Below are 19,261 nucleotides of genomic sequence, written 5' to 3' on the forward strand. Positions count from 1 at the left end.
ATGGTTTTAACTTCAACCAATCGATTATCGACTCACAAGGTCGTGTTGTCAATACTTGGGCTGATGTGATTAACCGCGCTAATTTGGGTATGGAAGTAATGCACGAGCGTAATGCTCACAACTTCCCTCTGGATTTGGCTGCTGGTGAATCTACTCCAGTTGCTTTGGTTGCTCCTGCTATCAATGGCTAAGTTTTAGTTATTGGTAACAAGAAACGCTCTCATTTATGAGGGCGTTTTTTGTTGAATTAAAAACTCTTATCGCAATTGCTATATTATGAAAAAGCGATCGTGAAAAGTGAATCCTATGGTTGTCGCAATTTCTAAAAACTAACAACTAACCAATCATGAAACAGGTAATCGGCATCGACTTGGGTGGAACAGCAATTAAACTAGGCAGATTCAGCGAAGACGGCACTTGTCACCAATCCTTAACAGTTCCCACCCCACAACCGGCCACACCAGAAGCAGTTTTAGCTGCAATGAGCGACGCAATTACCGAACTGAACCCAACTGCTAACTCTGTAAAAGCAATCGGTGTAGGTATCCCCGGCCCCGCAGATGCAACTGGCCGCATAGCTAGAGTAGCAATTAACCTCAAAAACTGGCACGATGTCCCCTTAGCTGATTGGTTAGAAGCCAAAACAGGTTTACCCACAGTATTAGCAAATGATGCAAACTGTGCAGGATTAGGAGAAGCTTGGTTGGGTGCCGGTCGTAACTTTAAAAACCTAATTCTATTAACATTAGGCACTGGTGTCGGTGGTGCAATTATCCAAGATGGTAAACTATTTGTTGGTCATAAAGGAACCGCCGGAGAGTTAGGATTAATTACCATTAACCCCGATGGCCCAGAATGTAATAGTGGCAATCGTGGATCTTTAGAACAATATATTTCCATCCAAGCAATTCGCCGCGACACTGGTTTAGAACCATTAGAAGTAGCAAACTTAGCAAAGGCGGGAGATGCCACAGCATTAGAATATTGGCAAAAATACGGTCGATATCTGGGTGCAGGTTTGGCAAATTTCCTCTACATTTTAACACCCGAAGCCATCATTATTGGCGGCGGTATCAGTGCTGGTGCAGAACATTTCTTACCTATAGTCAAAGCAGAAATTGAAAAACGAGTCCTCCCCAGTTCCCGTGAAGGTTTACAGCTATTAATCGCAGAATTAGGCAATCAAGCTGGAATTGTTGGGGCAGCAAAATTAGCAATTGCTAATTGTTAACTGTTAATTGGTAATTGGTAATTGGTAATTGGAATTGGTAATTGGTAATCCCTTCCCCATCCTCCCCATCCTCCCCATCCTCCCCATCTCTTCCCCTAGTCCCTAGCCCCTAGCCCCTCTCCCCTTCTTCCTTCTTCCTTCTTCCTTCATTAAGGCATAGAGTGATCGGTTGTTTTTTGGATAAAATCGTGAATTTTTTGATAAGCATCCACGCTGGTTTGTGGATTAATTACAATATTAGTAGAACTATCAGGCAACCAAAAAGATAACCGACCATTAGGTTCCCAGACAAATGTACTAATCTGACTTAAATCGATTAAGAATTCCTTGCGGTCATAACTAATAGAAACCCACCAACCTTTAGAGGCACGTTCAGTAGTTTTTTTAATATATTCTAAAACTTGCTTATAAGCATCAGCATTATTTTGAGGGCTAAGAATAATCGGCTGACTGCTATTGGGCAACCAAAACGTAATCCGCTTATTGTCAACTTCACTAGAAAACGCACTAATACTCTCAAGCTCGATTAGGTATATGCTGCGTTCATAATTTATTTTAACCCAGTAGCCCACAAGACCTCCTCAAAGCTGTGAGTTCTGGCATTTCAAATGGCTCAAGTAACTCAAAAGCAAGTAAAAAACAGAAGTGGGTTAGAAAATTTCGTTTAGCCATTGACATCGGGGTGGAGACTATTCCCGGTCGTCAGCCATTAGTATTTAGTTTATACTAACTACCAATGGCTGAGGGGTGACAACTAATAGCTAAGACACCTCAGCAGGGAAATTTAGGATTGACTCAGGGCTGGCATCCTCACTGCCTGTATCCTTCCCAGAGACTATACCATCTATAGTGGCAACCTCTTCTATTTTGCCAGTTCGAGATTCACTTGCGGCCTCAACAAACCCTTTAAACAAGGGATGGGGGGCGGAAGGTCGAGACTGGAATTCTGGATGGAATTGGGTAGCAATAAAAAATGGATGTTTGGGCAATTCAATAATCTCTACTAAGCGGCCGTCGGGAGATGTACCACTGATTACATAACCTGTCTCCAAAAAAAGATTACGGTAGGCATTATTAAATTCATACCGATGACGATGACGCTCATAAATCACTTCCTGCTGATAGAGTTTGAAAGCAAGAGTATCGGCATTCAATCGGCAAGGATACAAACCAAGACGCATCGTACCACCTAAATCGACGACATCTTGCTGTTCCGGCAATAAATTAATCACCGGATTAGTAGTATCGGGGTCGAATTCAGCACTGTTAGCATTTTCTAACCCTCCGATACTTCGTGCCCACTCAATCACAGCACACTGCATTCCCAGGCACAATCCTAAAAATGGAATTTGCTTGCGTTTAGCGTATTCGATCGCTGCTATCTTACCATCAACTCCTCGAATCCCAAAGCCGCCGGGTACGACAATGCCATTGATATCATCGAAATAGCTTTCGATCTCTCCTGATTCCAAATCTTCAGAATTGATCCAGTGTAAATTAATGTCGCTGCCGATCGCGATCGCAGCGTGTCGCAAAGCTTCTACCACTGACAAGTAAGCATCGCTTAACCTGACATATTTCCCAACGATCGCAATATCAATTACCTGAGTCGGACTATACATCCGATTTACCAAAGTCTCCCACTGCGTCAAATCCGGTTGCCGTTGTTCCAATTGCAGCAAATCCAAAGCTTGTTCCGCTAACCCTTCCTTTTCTAGCATCAGCGGTACTTCATAAATACTTTTCGCGTCGTGAGAAGTGATCACGCACTTTTCCTGTACGTCACAGAAAGTTGACAACTTCTCCTTCATCCCTGGTTGCAAAGGGCGATCGCATCTACAAACCAAAATATCAGGTTGAATCCCAATCGATCGCAAACTTCCCACCGAGTGCTGAGTCGGCTTAGTTTTCATCTCCCCCGCCGCCGCAATCCAAGGTACTAGCGTTACATGAATATAAATCACATTTTTGCGTCCCACATCCCTGCGGAACTGTCGAATTGCCTCCAAAAAGGGTTGGGACTCAATATCACCCACCGTACCGCCAATCTCAGTAATCACCACATCGGGATTCGTATTCTTCGCCACCCGGTGAATGCGTTCCTTAATCTCATTCGTAATGTGCGGAATCACCTGTACCGTCCCGCCGTTATAATCTCCCCGGCGTTCTTTATTAATCACCGCCTGATAGCATTGACCTTGAGTCACGCTGTTCAGACGCGATATCGACGTATCCGTAAACCGTTCATAGTGCCCTAAGTCTAAATCCGTTTCGGCACCATCATCAGTCACGAACACCTCACCATGTTGAAACGGGCTCATAGTTCCCGGATCGACATTCAGATAGGGGTCTAGCTTCAGAATCGAGACAGAATAATCCCGCGACTTCAGCAAACGGCCCAAGGAAGCAGCGACAATCCCCTTGCCAATGCTGGAAACGACCCCACCAGTCACAAACACAAACTTGGTCATAGGATTTTAGCTTTCAACTTTAGATTTTTCTATCCAACTCCCACTCTAAAATCTAAAAGCCAAAATTGGAAATTGTCTAGCGGGGACTGGGGACTGGGTATTGGTGTCAACTTAATATCAAACCCTCAGTCCGACAGGGTTAAAACCCCTGTCTCAAAGATTAAATCCTCTAAAGAGGATTAAAGAACTTATTAGTCCTCTTCAGAGGACTTAAGCTATAAGAGGGGGGTTTTAACCCCTGGCAGTGTTTCAGTTTAATTTGACACCAGTTGGGACTGGGGAGCCCCACCCAATTTGTCGGATGGGTGAAGAGAAGCGAAACCCATCTTACAAATTTTTGTTAATAGTTAACTGTTAACTGTTAACTGTTAACAATGTAAAAGACAACATTTTAAGGCGTTAAATGTACAGAAACATTAGGAGAAATACCCAGCTTAATATCAACGGCAACCCCCTTAAGGGCTTTGAGATTCAATTTCAGTTGTAGATCCCTAGTAATGAGTAAGGCGTTGAGAATTGTCCCCAAAAGTTTGTTGTTGGGATGATCTGCTATCAGTTTTTGTACCGCTTCTTTATTGATCCGCTCTACCGAACCAGAGAGAGTAGTTCTAATCTCTGGTACAAGTCCCATTTCTACCTTAAAACTCTCCACGCTTAAACCCAGACTTTCTGCCATCGGCAAAACTTTTTGATATTCTTCCAGAATGGCATTGAATTGTTCCTGAGCAGCAGCAGAAATTCCTGCAACTTGTTCAGTTAATTTGCCTGTAGCTCCTTGTGCTTTATCTTTCGCACCCTGTATCGGATTGCCTAGATTTTTGATGTCCATGAGTAAATTTTAGAAAAAACGGGGAAGTTTTAACTTGTGCTACAGAAGCATCATTAGGATACTTATGCAATCAAAAAACTCTACTTTTTAGTATAGAGAATTAAGCAGGAAAAGTCAACTATTTTTGCTAAAATTTGTTACGATCGTTAAAGTAGTTAATTTCTCTCGGCAATAGGAGACTCCATCGCCAAGGCGAACCGAATGAGAGAGGCAAAAATAGTTACTACCACAGGCTTTAGCAAACAAGCGATCGCCCAAACCATGTCTAGTATTGCATTTTCCTCCTGCCTCCTGCCTCCTGCCTTCTGCCTCCTGCAATAACTTTATCGGTATTGGTCAGGAACGTTTTTTTGTTACCGGGGTCATGGTACGCAGAGTAAACGCTGTCACATCTGCTATAAAAACTGCTATGAAGTTCGCCCCTATTTTCCCAGTCCAAGGGTTGCTGTCCGTAGGCATCGCACTCATCACTGGCATGGGCCAAGGCTCGCGGGCAACAGACTACAAGCCAAATTTTCCCATTATGTCTAGCCACTACCCCACTCAACCCCCCCTCCGCGTTGCTAGAGCTGATGCTAACTGCTCTGTTAACGGCTCATCACAGCCTAAATGTCAACCCAGTGGCTTGTACGTCGAAACTCCCGGCAAAACAGAACAAGTTTTTCCTCTCAAGCATACGGAAGTTAAGGCAAAAATCGCCGGCAATATTTCCCGCGTCGAAGTTTCTCAGAAGTTTGAAAATCCTTTTAATGAACCTCTAGAAGCAGTTTATGTCTTTCCCTTGCCCGATGGCGCAGCGGTAGACGATATGGAAATTAAAATAGGTGCGCGGATAGTTAAAGCCGATATCAAACGTCGGGAAGAAGCTCAAGAAATTTACGAACGCGCTAAACAACAAGGTCGCACTGCTGGACTTTTAGAACAAGAACGAGACAATATTTTTACTCAATCTCTCGCCAATATCAAGCCAGGAGAACAAATAGAAGTTACTATTCGCTACACAGATTCACTCAAATTTGAAGGCGGCGACTATGAATTTGTGTTCCCAATGGTGGTAGGGCCGCGCTACATTCCAGGGACACCAATTCCTCCGAAATCCCCCAATTCAGGAGTTAACACCGATCGCGTTCCCGATGCTTCCCGAATTAATCCGCCCATACTTCCGCCAAACACTCGTTCGGGACATGATATCGGCGTTTCTGTAGAAATTGATGCGGGTTTGGCTATTAGCAACGTCCGCTCTACTTCTCATAAAATTGAAACTGCTGCTAGCGGTAATATAGTCCGAGTTCAACTGGGGAATTTAGATACAATCCCTAATAAAGATTTGATTTTGCGCTATCGAGTGGCTGGCGATCGGACTCAGGCAACTGTGCTGACGCAAGCTGACAAACGAGGGGGACATTTCGCCCTGTATCTAATTCCAGCTTTGCAGTACAAAAGTAATGAAATTGTGCCGAAAGATGTTGTATTTTTAATGGATACTTCCGGCTCTCAGCAAGGCGAACCTTTAGTTAAATCTAAGGAATTGATGCGCCGCTTTATCAACGGGCTAAATCCTAATGATACCTTTACGATTATTGATTTTGCTAATACTGCCAAAGCGCTTTCTGTTGCACCTCTGGCAAATACAGCAGAAAATCGGCAAAAGGCTTTAGCTTATATTGAGCAACTGCAAGCTAATGGCGGTACAGAGTTGTTAAATGGCATTCAAGCAGTGATGAATTTTCCCGCCGCTGAGTCAGGAAGATTGCGGAGCGTTGTCTTAATTACAGATGGCTATATTGGCAATGAAAATGAGGTGATTTCCCAAGTACAACGAAGTTTAAAACCAGGAAATAGACTGTACAGTTTCGGGGTTGGTAGTTCTGTAAATCGGTTTTTACTCAACCGTTTGGCGGAAGTGGGAAGAGGCACTTCTGTGGTAATTCGTCAAGATGAACCAACCCAAGATTTAGTCGAAAAGTTTCTGACTGAAATTAATAATCCGGTGTTGACGAATATTGAAATGGTTTGGGAAGGGGGAGGGGAAAAACCAGAGATTTATCCTCTAGTTGCACCAGATTTATTTGCTAATCAGCCGTTAGTTTTGTTTGGAAGAAAGAGCGATCGCGCTAACGGTCAAATCCGCATTACTGGAACGGTAGCTGGGGGGAAACGCTATGAAAAAATTATGCCAGTTAATTTTATGGCGGGAGTTGAACTTCGCCAGCGGGAGTCAAATCCACCAAGTGCGATCGCAGATTTTGGCAATCCCGCGATCGCGCAACTCTGGGGACGTTATAGAATTAAAGACTTAATGAGTCAAATGTTTGGTGGCGAGACTACATCTCTGGTGGATGCTGTTACGAATACCGCCCTCACCTATCGCTTGCTGTCCCAATATACGGCTTTTGTCGCCGTCAGCGAAGAAGTCCGGGTAGAACCAGATGGAACTCGTCGCCGCGTCCAAGTCCCCGTAGAATTGCCAGAGGGGGTTAGCTACGACGCAGTTGTTGAACCCCAGCAGGAAGCGGAAGCCACCAGAGGCGGTGGAGTTCGGAGTTTGGCCGCGCCTGCACCTTATCCAAGTTCCCTACCCATTTCCCCCAGACGACCGGAAACTAGGCAGAGAGTCTCCAATTCTAACCTAGAGGTGGTAACTGTTGAGGGATTGGATGAAAGTGCGATCGCATCTCTAACTCAACACCTGAAAGCGATAAATTTAGTTAACGGAGTCGGCGGCGATATTATCTTGGAGTTATTCGTTAAAGATGGGCGTGTCGATCGCATTGTCTTAGACGATAAAGCTTCGACGCTGCAACAGAAAGATGTTGTTGATACTTTGAAGCGATCGCTCTTTTCTTGGTCATCTCCTGCGGGATTGCGTGGGACTATTCGCATTAAATTGCGAATTGTTCCTATGCCGAATTAAAGACAATAAAGCTGAAATATCCTCAAATATTCCGGCTCAAATATTCCGGCGATTGAAATCGCGGCTATACAAACAAAGTCCACCTACGCGGACTAATAGGTATGTAGTTACACTGAAGCGCAACTACATACCTTTGTTGATTATAGCAACCGCTTTAGTCGGTTACGGTAACTCTAACTCTGACATCTGGTTCATAATACTTTAGGTCGTAACCTTTTCTCTCTTCCCTCTTCCCTAGCCCCTAGCCCCTAGCCCCTAGTCCCTAGTTATATTATTTTTTCCAAGGCCACTTAGTCCCCATTTCAGTCATGGCTGAGAAGATGAGATAGATAACTAATAAACTCATACCTGCAATTAAGGAAAGTAAATCATTTTCCATATTATGCTATAGCTTAGGACGCATCTAATTGTACCACTTGTTATAGAATGGTAGTCAAAGCTCAAGAAATTTGGAGTTAGTAAAATGCGCCTACTACACACGATGCTGCGAGTCGGAAACCTAGAAGAGTCACTGAAATTTTACACTGAAGTGCTCGGCATGAAACTACTACGCCAAAAGGAATATCCAGATGGTAAATTTACTCTGGCTTTCGTAGGCTACGGCGACGAATCCGACCACACGGTATTAGAATTAACCTACAATTGGGGTACTGACAAGTACAATTTGGGGGATGCTTACGGTCACATTGCGATCGGTGTTGATGATATTTATGCTACTTGTGATGAAATTAAGACTCGTGGTGGTAAAGTTACTCGCGAACCGGGGCCGATGAAACATGGTTCTACAGTAATTGCATTTGTGCAAGATCCTGATGGATATAAAGTTGAATTAATTCAGGTGAAGGCTTAAAGTGGCGCAGAGAAAGTGACAGGGCGACGGCATCGACGGCATCTTAGGGATAATTTGTCTTGTCATCGCTTGGGTTTAAATTCCCGCCGATCGCTTTATAAGTATAGCCCAAGCAAGAAGGAAGAAGGAAAATGTAATAAAAGCAATGGTTTTAGCAATTAATAACCTCCTAATGGTCTCGGCTGTCGGGTGCATTAAAGTTTTTATGCTACGTTTGGTCATGGTTCAAATATGTTCTCAGTTGAGACTACAAGATGCAGAATGCACAAGGGTTGTGCGCTATTCAGACAAGTAGAGGTTATAATCGAAGTTAGGAAGCCTATGGCTATGGAACTCAAAGACTATGCAAATTCAGCAAATATCCGTTAATGGTCTATTTGGGATTTTTGACCATGTAATTCCCTTGAACATGGCTGAGAAAATTACAATCATTCATGGACCAAATGGCTTTGGAAAAACAGTAATGCTGAGGATGTTGAACGGATTGTTCAACTCTCGCTACTCAGTATTTCGCAGTATCCCATTTAGCAAATTTCGAGTTGAATTTGATAATGGTAGTAGTGTTGAAGTAGTAAAAACTCCTGATAAGACTGGAAAAGTAAAAAAGAGAGAGAGTATAAATATAGATTTTTATAAACTTAGTTCAGAAAGGCAAAGTTTCATTTTAAAAGAAACGAAAGACTTCCAAGATGTCGATGCCCTAATCAACATCTTGGATGATATTCCCGGATTGTCACGAATCGCGCCTAAACAATGGGTTTATATACCTACTCTTGAAGCTCTTTCATTAAATGAAGTTATAGATCGTTTTGAAGACATAATTCCTTCAATGTCTAAATTACGAGAGGAACCTGACTGGCTAAACAACCTGAAAAATGATATTCATATTCGGTTAATAGAATCGCAACGTTTACTAAACTTTGTTCCTAGTCATTCTTCAATAGAATATTCTGGGGCATCTTCAATGCTGCCAACTGTTTCTGCTTACTCTGATGAGCTAGCAAAACTTATTCAATCTAAACTTGCTGAATATGGTACAACATCTCAATCTCTTGATAGAACATTTCCTGCAAGGGTAGTACAACAAAAGCAATCTCCTGATTTAACAGATGAACAACTTCGTCATCAACTAAATAAACTTGAAGATACTCGCTCTCGTCTTATAGAGGTAGGTTTATTAGATAAGGACGAAAATTCAGACTTTCAAATTCAGCCTCAAGATCGAGCTATAGATGAAAGCACTAAGAATATCTTGTCAGTATATGTTGACGATGTAGAAAAGAAGCTAAGCGTCTTCAGTGAAATCGCAAACAAGATCGAACTGTTAAGGATAATTGTCAATAATAAATTTGCCTATTCATACAAAGAAATGAATTTCAACAAGGAGAAGGGGTTCGTTTTCAAGACAGGTCTTAACTCTTCCTCCTCTCATACAGATACTCTTTCACCAACAGATTTGTCCTCTGGCGAACAGCATGAGTTAGTTCTTTTTTACGAACTATTATTTAAGGTTCAACCTAATTCTTTAGTTCTGATTGATGAACCTGAACTCTCACTTCATGTGGGATGGCAGGCTCAGTTTTTAAAGGACTTGCAAGAAATTACAAAGCTTGCAGATCTAGATGTTTTAATGGCTACTCACTCACCAGATATAATTCAAGATCGCTGGGATTTGACTGTGGAACTGAAAGGAGCAACGAAATGAGGGAGTACATTACAGTTGAGCGTGAAGCCGCTGCAATTCGGCTACAACGCAGTAGTTTTTCAGGCAGTTTTTTATTAGTTGAAGGGAGTTCGGATAAAGTTTTTTATGAGCGTTTTATTGACAACGTAGCCTGTAAATCAATTAGTATTTCAGGCAAACCATCTAGCAAGCTTCGAGTTATTGCGGTTCTGGATATTTTGGAGAGAGACAACTTTCAGGGAGTTTTAGCCATTGTTGATGCGGATTTTGATCGTCTAGAAAATTCACCGCATAATAGCCCTAATCTAATTCGTACAGACACCCACGATCTTGAAACTATGCTAATCAATTCATTCGCCCTTGAGAAGGTGATTGCTGAGTTGGGTTCACAGGAAAAAATTACTATGTTTGGTAGAGATGTAAGATCCGCATTGCTTGAAGCTGGTATTTCGGTTGGATATTTTCTCTGGATTTCTCAAAGTGATGGATTAAACTTGACTTTTGAGAGCATCACATTTAGTCATTTTATTGATGGGCAAACCCTAAAAATTAATGAAGATCAACTAATTCAAGAAGTCAAGAATAAATCTCAAGCCTTTAAACTGAAAAATCAAGATTTACAACAGCGCATAACTTATCTAAAAAGTTGTTGCCACGATCCCTGGCAAGTCTGCTGTGGTCATCACTTGGTAAAAATTTTGTCCTTTGGCTTAGGCAAAGCAATTGGTACCGCCAGTGTTGAACCGAACAGTCTTGAGCGTAGTTTACGGCTTGCCTACGAAGAAGCTTACTTTTGCAAGACGCAAATTTACTTGTCAGTTCGCACATGGGAAAGTAACAATCCACCATTTAGAGTTTTGCGGAACGACATATAGCTTTCTGTGATTCTGGTACTTACCCTAATTAAAAGGAAATAATCATTTACTAAAAAGTTACTCATTACTTCCTAGTAAAATTGTATAGGTATCTGCGGTTAATTCTGACACTATTATCGCCCCCAGCGCGATCGCCAGCCTTTACCAGCCTCAGCCCCGAATCCGAAGAGACTCAGACATCCGTTTAACCTCTATCATAGTTATGAGAGTATATCTGAAGGGACAAAGTACAAATCCCTTCGATCGCGAGGAAATACCGTGCAGCCAACAGACCCTAGCAAATTTACCGATAAAGCCTGGGAAGCCATCGTCAAATCCCAGGATGTAGCCCGCCGCTTTGCCAACCAGCAGCTAGAGGTCGAACATTTAGCGATCGCACTTCTAGAACAGCAAGGTCTTGCCAACAACATCTTCAGCAAAGCCGGGGTTGACCATCTACGCCTAACCCAGCAGCTAGAAGCCTTTGCCAAACGCCAACCCAAAGTCGCCAATGCCGAACAACTTTACCTCGGACGCGGCTTAGAAGTGATGTTAGACGCTGCTGAAGCTGCAAGAGTGGCTTGGCAGGACGGTTTTATCGCTGTAGAACATTTATTAATTGCCTTCATCGAGGACGAACGCATCGGCCGCCGTTTGCTGACAAAAACCGAAGGCCCGCCCCCTCGGCCCGGTTACGATCGCACTCCCCCCACTAAAGTTATCGATCGCCAAAAACTCGAAGAAGCAATTAAAGCTGTCCGGGGTTCTGCGAAAGTTCAAGACCAAAATTCGGAGTCAACTTACGACGCACTTGCTAAGTTCGGTCGCGACTTGACAGAAGCCGCAAAATCGGGAAAACTCGACCCCGTAATCGGTCGCGATGAGGAAATTCGCCGCGTAGTCCAAGTGCTCTCTCGTCGCCAGAAAAATAATCCCGTATTAATCGGCGATCCGGGGGTAGGGAAGACTGCGATCGCTGAAGGTTTAGCCCAGCGAATTGTTAACGGCGACGTACCCGAATCTCTCAAAAATCGCCAGTTATTTTCCCTCGATATGGGCAGCTTAATTGCCGGGGCAAAATTCCGAGGCGAATTTGAAGAACGCCTGCGGTCAGTATTACGAGAAGTGATCAATTCTGACGGTCAAATCGTCTTATTTATTGACGAATTGCATACAGTTGTCGGTACTGGTGGCGGTGGAAGTTCCGGTTCGGGAATGGATGCAGGCAACTTGCTGAAACCCATGTTAGCGAGGGGTGAATTGCGGTGTATCGGTGCAACTACCCTCGATGAATTTCGCAAGAATATTGAGAAAGATCCTGCCTTAGAAAGGAGATTTCAACAAGTCTTTGTCGGTGAACCTAGCGTCGAAGATACTATTTCAATTTTGCGCGGACTTAAAGATCGTTATGAAAGACATCATGGAGTCAAAATATTAGACTCTGCCTTGGTTGCTGCGGCTACTTTGTCTTCGCGTTACATTTCCGATAGATTCTTACCAGATAAAGCCATCGACTTAGTAGATGAAGCCGCTGCCCAATTGAAGATGGAAATCACTTCTAAACCCGCAGAATTAGAACAAATCGATCGGCGGGTGATGCAGTTGGAAATGGAAAAACTGTCCATCGAAGGTGAAGGCAAAGGGGCGCAAAATCTGGGTTTCACTACTAGGTTAGAGCGCATTCAATCGGAAATTGATGCTTTGAAAGAAAAGCAGGAAAAATTATCAACTCAGTGGCAAGGTGAAAAGCAATCTTTAGATGCAATCAATCAATTGAAAGCGGAAGAAGACGAGTTAAGGGTGCAAATTGAGCAGGCAGAAAGGGCTTACGATCTGAATAAGGCGGCGCAGTTAAAGTATGGTAGACTGGAGACTGCGGTGCGCGATCGCGAAGCCAAAGAAGCCGAATTATTGAAACTACAATCTCAAGGTTCATCATTACTCCGCGAACAAGTTACCGCCAGTGATATCGCAGAAATAGTTGCTAAGTGGACGGGAATTCCTGTCAACCGTTTGTTAGAATCAGAAAGGCAAAAACTGCTACAATTAGAGAAACATTTACACCAGCGAGTCATTGGTCAACACGAGGCCGTAGAAGCAGTTTCGGCCGCAATTCGGAGAGCTCGCGCCGGCATGAAAGACCCCGGTAGACCGATCGGTTCCTTCTTATTTATGGGGCCGACTGGTGTAGGAAAAACAGAATTAGCCCGCGCTTTAGCTGAGTTTCTATTTGATACTGATGATGCGATCGTGCGAATAGATATGTCGGAGTATATGGAGAAGCATAGCGTCTCGCGATTAGTGGGAGCTCCGCCGGGATATGTGGGTTATGATGAAGGCGGTCAACTTTCGGAAGCAGTACGCCGTCACCCTTATTCAGTCGTGCTTTTTGATGAAGTAGAAAAAGCACACCCGGATGTATTTAACATTTTATTGCAGGTGTTAGATGATGGCAGAATTACCGATTCTCAGGGGAGAGTTGTTGATTTTAGAAATACCGTCATTGTGATGACTAGCAATATTGGTAGCGACTACATTCTCGATGTTGCTGGCGATGATTCTAAGTACGAAATGATGTACAAACGGGTGACGGAGGCTTTGCGATCGCACTTCCGTCCCGAATTTCTCAACCGCGTTGATGACATTATTTTATTCCACACTTTGAGTAAGACAGAATTGCGGCAAATTGTCAGCATTCAAGTGAAGAGAATTGAAAGGTTGCTGGGAGATCAAAAAATTAACTTGGAACTGTCAGAAGCGGCCAAGAATTATATCGCTGATGTCGGTTACGACCCTGTTTATGGTGCGCGTCCATTGAAACGTGCGATTCAGCGAGAATTAGAAAACCCGCTGGCGAATAAGTTGTTAGAAAATACCTTTGTGGAGGGGGATACGATTGTGATAGATTGTGTTGATAACAGTATGATTTTTAGTAAGAAAGACTTGGTAGCGGCCCTGGTGGTCAGTGGCAAGGAGAAAACTTAGGTGTTATACTTTTAGCAATCGCTAAGACCTAGAGATTGCTTCGCTGCGCTCGCAATGACATAATAATTATAGTTGCAATGACATTGTTATTAAGACATGATTGTAGTCGCAATGACATAGTTATTAATGACATAATTATGCTTGTCCTATCTGTCATTGGGATCGCAGCGAAGCAATCGCCAAGACCTAGACATTGCTTTGCAGAGTTGGCAATCACATAATTATTAATGACATAATTATGGCGAGAACTACCAGAAAGTAGGGTAAACCGAATCATCCTTTTAGGGTAATCCCTTTGCAAAAAAGCGGCGCGATCGCACAAAATCATTAAATACAGGACTTACGCAGAAGAGATCCCCGACCCCCGGAAAAAGGGGACTTTAGAGATTCCCATCCCCTCCAAGGGTTTCCTCCTGTTTTCAGGGGGGTTAAGGCGGATCGAAGTTTAAGCTTAATCGTGCGTCAATCCTATACTCACAGTCACTTAAAGTAAAACTATGACAGTCCTCGAACAGGGAACAATTACGATCCATACCGAGAATATTTTCCCGATTATCAAGAAATCTCTCTATACTGACCACGAGATATTCTTGCGGGAACTGGTATCAAACGCCGTCGATGCGATCGCGAAACTGAAAATGATTTCCCGTTCCGGCGAATTTAGCGGCGACATCGGGGAACCAGAAATTCACCTCGCCATTGATAAAGAGAAAAAAACCCTCTCTGTCTCTGATAACGGTATTGGTCTAACGGCGGATGAAGTAAAAAAATACATCAATCAAGTTGCCTTTTCCAGCGCCGAAGAATTTATTCAAAAATACAAAGGTGAAGGTAACGACGCAATTATTGGTCACTTTGGTCTGGGTTTCTACTCCTCCTTCATGGTTGCAAAACAAGTAGAAATCGATACCCTTTCCTACCAAGAAGGTGCTCAAGCAGTACACTGGTCTTGCGATGGTTCCCCAGCTTTTGAGTTGACAGATTCTCCCCGTACAGAACGCGGTACAACGATTACTCTCACTCTCCAAGATGAAGAAGAAGAATATTTAGAAAGCAGCCGCATTAAGCAGCTAATTAAAACTTACTGCGACTTCATGCCAGTGCCAATTAAACTGGAGGGAGAAGTAATTAACAAGCAAAAAGCTGCTTGGCGAGAATCTGCTAGCAACCTCACCAAAGAAGATTATTTAGAACTCTACCGCTACCTCTATCCTTTCCAAGAAGAACCGCTTTTGTGGGTACATCTAAATACAGATTATCCTTTCATTGTCAACGGGATTCTATATTTCCCTAAATTGCGGCCCGATGTCGATGTTACTCAAGGCAATATTAAACTATTCTGCAATCAAGTCTTTGTCAGCGATCACTGCGAAGAAGTTATCCCTAAATTTTTGATGCCGCTGCGAGGCGTGATTGATAGTACAGACATTCCTCTGAATGTATCTCGCAGTTCCCTACAAAGCAACCGCACAGTCAGGAAAATTGCTGATTATATTGCCAAAAAAGTTGGCGATCGTCTCAAAGAACTTTACCGCGATAACCGCGATGAATATATCCGCTGTTGGCAAGACATCGGTACATTTGTCAAGTTCGGATCGCTGAATGACGAGAAGTTTAAAAAGCAAGTCGAAGATATCTTAATTTATCGCACGACTTACCAACCAACCGTAGAAAAATCAGAAAGTGTAACGCCAGAAGTGCAAGTACAAGCTGAGGATGGAGACGCATGGCAAGAAGTAACGCCAAAGTCGGAAACCTCAACTTCAACACAACCTTATACTACCCTTCAGGAGTATTTGGAACGCAATCAAAAACGCCACGAAAACCGCGTATTTTATTGTACTGAACCGGCATCGCAGGCTACTTATGTGGAACTCCACAAGAGTCAAGGTTTGGAAGTCCTATTTATGGACTCCTTCATTGATACGCACTTTATCAGTTCCCTGGAACGAGACTATAAAGATGTCAAATTCTCGCGGGTTGATTCCGAACTTGATGAGACGCTGATTGACAAGGAAAAAGAAGCTGAGATTGTTGACCCGAATACCAATAAAACTCGCAGCGAACAAATTAAAGACTTGTTCCAACAAGCGATCGGTAAGTCAACAGTTACTATTCGTACTGAAGCTTTGAAATCAGACGATCCGCAGGGTACACCGCCGGCAATTGTTTTGTTACCAGAAGCGATGCGGCGACTGCGAGATATGACTGCTTTATTGCAGCAGCAAACGGCTGGATTTCCTGACGAACATATCCTAGTAGTAAATACGGCTCATCCGCTGATTCAAAACTTGGCTAATTTGAGTCAAGGCGCGATTATTCAAGGTAGCGGCGTGTCTCCATCTAGCGAGTTGGCAAATATGATTTGCCATCACGTTTATGACTTAGCTTTGATGGCTCAAAAAGGGTTTGATGCTGAAGGAATGAAGGATTTTGTGGAACGGTCAAATCAGGTGTTGACGCGGTTAACTGAACGAGCATTGTAATCAATTGTCCTCAAATCCCTCTGAAAAAAACTACAGTTTATAAACTGTAGCTTGAAAACAGGGGGATTTTGATAGGATACTCCTGATTTGACCTATTTGTGCGAATCGATCTATAATTGAAGGTTGCATCGCAAAGAAAAACGGTAATCTGGAGGGTAATATGTCTCGGAAATGTCAGTTGACAGGGAAAAAGGCGAATAATGGGATGGCTGTTTCCCACTCGCACCGCCGCACTCACAAGTTGCAGGAGGCGAATTTGCAGTGGAAACGGATTTGGTGGCCCCAAGGGAAGCGCTGGGTGAAGTTACATCTTTCTACGAAGGCGATTAAGACCATACAACTCAAGGGTTTGGATGCTCTGGCGCGGGAAGCTGGAATTAACTTGAACAAATATTAAATCGGCAATTAATACCATTTGGTTGAAAAGGCTGGTAATTTTTTGGGTGCGATCGCGTTAATTGATGCGATCGCACTCAATTTTTTTAGGGAACCGCACCGAGTAAGTAGAAGCTGTTTCGCATCTAAATTCTATTATCTCTACCATTGACCTAACCTCCAAGCCCTTTCTATCTCTGCCAAGCCCTCTCCTAGACGAGAGGGTAAAGGAATAAATGTTTTTTGTCAGAGGGAAGCGGCATAAAAATTTTTCGCGGAAGGATAGCAATAGGTGAATACATTAAGATCGAGGTTTTAAATTGGTAAAATTTTACCACTTTTTGCTTCTTTTATCTGTACATAACAATTCTAAATTAGGTAAACTTTACTCGCTTCCTTATTAATTACTAATTTGATATCGGGTACTGTACAAGACTTAACGTCTCACAAATCTGACTAATTACTAAGTAGGTATATATATCTCCTTATACTCATCCGAATCGTTATAAATATGTCATTCGGAAGATATAAACAATGACAGGAGTAAGTTATAAATAAGTATAGTTAAGTCACATCATCTCTTATAGATAATGTAGCTCGTGTGACAGGTGCAGGGTTAAGTGTATCTAATCAGCAGAGCATTGCTATATTAAAACTCAGCCTTGTAAAACCAATGAAAGCCTCTATTAAAAATAGCTGTAAATTTTTGACAGCCTTCAATAATTTACAGATGGGATTTTTTTCGATCAAAAAAACAAGAAATCAGCTTATATTTCCCGTTTCTTTTTTACTTTTTAGCTTTTCCTTCCTAGTTCCCTCACTTAAAGCCCAGACCATTGTTCCAGCTACGGACGGAACAGATACGACAGTTACGCCTCAAGGTGAGCGCTTCGATATAGAAGGCGGTCAACTCTCAAGCGACAAAGCCAATTTATTCCATAGTTTCCAGCAGTTCGGCTTATCTGAAAATCAGATTGCCAACTTTATCTCTAATCCTAATATTCGCAATATTTTAGCTCGCGTTGTTGGCGGCGACGCTTCCATAATTAATGGATTAATTCAAGTAACAGGAGGCAATTCCAATCTCTTTTTAATCAACCCATCTGGAATGATTTTTGGCGCTAATGCTAGCTTAAATGTGGCTGGTTCTTTCACAGCAACTACTGCCACCGGTATTGGAATTGGCACTAACTGGTTTAATGCTGAAGGTACAAATGACTATGCAACTCTGGTGGGGACTCCTAGCAGTTTTGCCTTTCCTTCTGGTCAACCAGGAGTTATTATCAACTCAGCGGATTTAGCAGTAAAGTCAGGGCAAAATTTAACCTTGCTGGGCGGTACAGTTATTAGCACTGGTACTCTATCAGCCCCAGATGGTCAAGTCACTGTTGTATCCGTTCCCGCTGAAAATTTAGTGCGTATCAGTCAAGATGGGCATTTGCTGAGCTTGGAGATCAAGCCTTTGTCCGGGGGCGACGCTACTGCTCAATCGGCTGAGAACGACCAAGCACCATCATCAACTACCAATACGTCAGAGACTCCCAAAGGGCAACCGACACCTTGGACACTGCCGATCGCAACTTTGCCCGAACTGCTGACAGGTAGTGGTAAAAGTAGCGCCACAGGCATCAGCGTGAATGAAAGCGGTCAAGTGGTACTCACGGGAGGAAACCAAACGGTAGCTGCTGGGGATGTAGCAACCCAGGAAGTGAATGCAGGCGCGATCGCGATTCAAGCAGCAGGCAACATTACCATCAACGGAAACCTCAGCACAGTTGAATCGACTAGCAGCGGCCCGATCGCTTTAAATGCTACAGGCAACTTAACTGTGAGTGGTAACATCAGTACCAGTCTGGGAGAAATTAGCCTCAGCAGTAGCAGCGGTAGCCTCGACACAGCTAAAAGCACTATTACTTCTGAGGGAGGTGCGATCGCACTAGAAGCAGAAACAGACATTCGCGCAGGTGCGATCGACTCTCACTCTACGGCGATCGACGGCGGAAACATCACCCTCACCAGCCGCACAGGTATTATAGAAGCAGGCAATCTTAGTTCTTGGTCAGATGCCAAAAATGGAGATGGAGGAGACATTATTGTTTCTGCCTTATTAAGCATTAAAGCCGGAGAAATAGACGCGCATTCTGACGACAAGCAAGGCGGAGCGGTGACACTAGATCCCCAGGATGACATCGAAGTTGTCTTTATCAATACCCAAGGCAGAACAGCGGGCGGCAATATTGATATTACAGCGGGTCGTTATTTCCGGGCTACAGGCAGTTTCATCTCAGAACCCTTTTGTTCAGAAGGTTGTAGTCTTTCCGCCGCCACCACCGGCAGCGCTAACGCTGGAGATATCACAATTCGACATGGGGGAACGGCTTTAAATACTCCTTTCACCGTAGGGCCGGACTATAATGGGCTCAACGGTACTGCTGGCACGATCGTCACTGGGGGAACACCTCAACCTAATAGCATTACCTCTGGAAGCTATGATAGTCCCTTACCTCAGCGGCGAGGCCCAACGGCTATTGACATAACTGCTTCTACACCTGCACCCGCACCCGCACCAGCTCCAGCTCCAG

12 protein-coding genes and 1 pseudogene are annotated in these 19,261 nt (G+C 43.4%); 10 read left to right on the plus strand and 3 right to left on the minus strand.

All coding sequences use genetic code 11. From position 1 onward, the window contains the following. Window positions 1–191, plus strand: a pseudogene (locus PN499_RS20900) (photosystem II q(b) protein); the annotation flags it as partial. Window positions 192–346: 155 nt separating this feature from the next. Further along, entirely contained in the window at window positions 347–1,231 is an 885-nt protein-coding gene (locus PN499_RS20905; protein WP_272034242.1) for an ROK family protein, read from the plus strand. Between the two features lie 149 nt (window positions 1,232–1,380). Here PN499_RS20905 and PN499_RS20910 read toward each other — a convergent pair whose 3' ends face one another. From PN499_RS20910 to PN499_RS20920, 3 genes are all read right to left on the minus strand, one after another. After that, window positions 1,381–1,803 carry a hypothetical protein gene (locus PN499_RS20910; protein ID WP_272034244.1) on the minus strand — a complete coding sequence of 141 codons (423 nt, stop codon included), beginning with the start codon at window positions 1,801–1,803 and terminating at the stop codon, window positions 1,381–1,383. A gap of 189 nt (window positions 1,804–1,992) precedes the next feature. Next, window positions 1,993–3,702 carry a CTP synthase gene (locus PN499_RS20915; protein ID WP_007357902.1) on the minus strand — a complete coding sequence of 570 codons (1,710 nt, stop codon included), beginning with the start codon at window positions 3,700–3,702 and terminating at the stop codon, window positions 1,993–1,995. 391 nt (window positions 3,703–4,093) lie between these two features. Beyond that, the gene (locus PN499_RS20920; protein ID WP_007357903.1) at window positions 4,094–4,531 is read right to left on the minus strand and encodes a hypothetical protein; all 438 of its coding nucleotides are present in this window, start codon (window positions 4,529–4,531) and stop codon (window positions 4,094–4,096) included. Between the two features lie 409 nt (window positions 4,532–4,940). On the opposite strand from PN499_RS20920, the gene PN499_RS20925 reads away from it, so the two are divergent. From PN499_RS20925 to PN499_RS20960, 8 genes are all read left to right on the plus strand, one after another. Further along, a complete protein-coding gene (locus tag PN499_RS20925) occupies window positions 4,941–7,445 on the plus strand; it encodes a VIT domain-containing protein (RefSeq protein ID WP_272034249.1) in 2,505 nt (834 codons plus the stop codon). A 463-nt stretch (window positions 7,446–7,908) separates the two neighbouring features. Continuing rightward, on the plus strand, window positions 7,909–8,295 hold the full coding sequence (gene gloA, locus PN499_RS20930) for a lactoylglutathione lyase (protein WP_272034250.1): 387 nt from the start codon (window positions 7,909–7,911) through the stop codon (window positions 8,293–8,295). 343 nt (window positions 8,296–8,638) lie between these two features. Continuing rightward, the gene (locus PN499_RS20935) at window positions 8,639–10,000 is read left to right on the plus strand and encodes an AAA family ATPase (RefSeq protein WP_272034252.1); all 1,362 of its coding nucleotides are present in this window, start codon (window positions 8,639–8,641) and stop codon (window positions 9,998–10,000) included. Beyond that, a complete protein-coding gene (locus PN499_RS20940) occupies window positions 9,997–10,854 on the plus strand; it encodes a DUF4435 domain-containing protein (protein ID WP_272034255.1) in 858 nt (285 codons plus the stop codon). The genes PN499_RS20935 and PN499_RS20940 overlap by 4 nt, the downstream gene beginning before the upstream one ends. A 258-nt stretch (window positions 10,855–11,112) precedes the next feature. After that, complete coding sequence (clpB, locus tag PN499_RS20945) at window positions 11,113–13,818, plus strand: ATP-dependent chaperone ClpB (RefSeq protein WP_272034257.1); 2,706 nt, start codon at window positions 11,113–11,115, stop codon at window positions 13,816–13,818. Between the two features lie 497 nt (window positions 13,819–14,315). Then, entirely contained in the window at window positions 14,316–16,304 is a 1,989-nt protein-coding gene (htpG, locus tag PN499_RS20950) for a molecular chaperone HtpG (RefSeq protein WP_272034258.1), read from the plus strand. 160 nt (window positions 16,305–16,464) lie between these two features. Continuing rightward, window positions 16,465–16,701: a 50S ribosomal protein L28 gene (rpmB, locus tag PN499_RS20955; RefSeq protein ID WP_007353560.1), complete on the plus strand. Its 237-nt coding sequence runs from the start codon at window positions 16,465–16,467 to the stop codon at window positions 16,699–16,701. A gap of 708 nt (window positions 16,702–17,409) precedes the next feature. Further along, window positions 17,410–19,261: filamentous hemagglutinin N-terminal domain-containing protein (locus tag PN499_RS20960; RefSeq protein WP_465249969.1), on the plus strand; the 1,852-nt coding region annotated here is incomplete at its 3' end.

The organism is Kamptonema animale CS-326 (assembly GCF_028330895.1).
GTDB classification, from domain to species: domain Bacteria; phylum Cyanobacteriota; class Cyanobacteriia; order Cyanobacteriales; family Microcoleaceae; genus Kamptonema; species Kamptonema formosum.

What these genes read in the sequence shown, in the direction of transcription:
- PN499_RS20905 (WP_272034242.1), top strand. Translation starts at nt 347, where the DNA reads ATGAAACAGGTAATCGGCATCGACTTGGGTGGAACAGCAATTAAACTA.
- htpG (WP_272034258.1), top strand. Translation starts at nt 14,316, where the DNA reads ATGACAGTCCTCGAACAGGGAACAATTACGATCCATACCGAGAATATT.
- PN499_RS20915 (WP_007357902.1), bottom strand. Translation starts at nt 3,702, where the DNA reads ATGACCAAGTTTGTGTTTGTGACTGGTGGGGTCGTTTCCAGCATTGGC.
- rpmB (WP_007353560.1), top strand. Translation starts at nt 16,465, where the DNA reads ATGTCTCGGAAATGTCAGTTGACAGGGAAAAAGGCGAATAATGGGATG.
- PN499_RS20935 (WP_272034252.1), top strand. Translation starts at nt 8,639, where the DNA reads ATGCAAATTCAGCAAATATCCGTTAATGGTCTATTTGGGATTTTTGAC.
- gloA (WP_272034250.1), top strand. Translation starts at nt 7,909, where the DNA reads ATGCGCCTACTACACACGATGCTGCGAGTCGGAAACCTAGAAGAGTCA.
- PN499_RS20925 (WP_272034249.1), top strand. Translation starts at nt 4,941, where the DNA reads ATGAAGTTCGCCCCTATTTTCCCAGTCCAAGGGTTGCTGTCCGTAGGC.
- PN499_RS20920 (WP_007357903.1), bottom strand. Translation starts at nt 4,531, where the DNA reads ATGGACATCAAAAATCTAGGCAATCCGATACAGGGTGCGAAAGATAAA.
- PN499_RS20940 (WP_272034255.1), top strand. Translation starts at nt 9,997, where the DNA reads ATGAGGGAGTACATTACAGTTGAGCGTGAAGCCGCTGCAATTCGGCTA.